Origin of the sequence: Blastomonas sp. UPD001 (genome assembly GCF_003426715.1) — a bacterium.
Classification (GTDB): domain Bacteria; phylum Pseudomonadota; class Alphaproteobacteria; order Sphingomonadales; family Sphingomonadaceae; genus Blastomonas.
This window is the reverse complement of record NZ_QKVT01000161.1, coordinates 1-502: the sequence shown is the minus strand read 5'-3', so window position 1 is coordinate 502 and position 502 is coordinate 1. Positions and strand designations below refer to the sequence as shown.

Here is a 502-nt window from a genome sequence, read left to right as displayed (position 1 = left end):
TGCGGGGAATATTGCCATACCGGAAGCTACTGGCAGTATTGAGTATGCGGTTGCTTTGTTAAATACTCCTTTATTGATGGTATTGGGTCATGAGCGATGTGGAGCAGTTACCGCTGCCGTCCAAAATGAAGTGTTACCTGGTGATATTAGCACGTTTGTCAAAGCAATTAAGCCAGTTGTGCAAAAGTTCAAAGATCAATCAGGCGATATGGTTGACAAAGTTGTTGTTGCCAATGTGCATTATCAAATTGAACGGTTAAAGCGATCGCCCCTGTTATCTGAGCGTTTGCAGTCCGGTAAATTGAAAATCGTGGGTGGTCGTTATGATTTAGATACCGGAAGCGTGAGCATTATCACTTAAAATAAAATTCGGTTAATACCAATTCTTCATGAAACTGCACAGAATTTTACCCCACCCCTTAATCCCCTCCCCGATTTCGGGGAGGAGAAATTCGAGCGTAAGCGAGAATTGGGGTGGGGTTCTTTCTCTGTAACTTCATAT

Annotated in this window: 1 protein-coding gene; it reads left to right on the top strand. The window is 43.0% G+C overall.

The annotated features are described in order from the left end of the window. The coding region (locus tag DM995_RS23010) for a carbonic anhydrase (RefSeq protein ID WP_198669533.1) at positions 1 to 361 on the top strand (361 nt) is incomplete at its 5' end. Between the last annotated feature and the right edge of the window lie 141 nt (positions 362 to 502).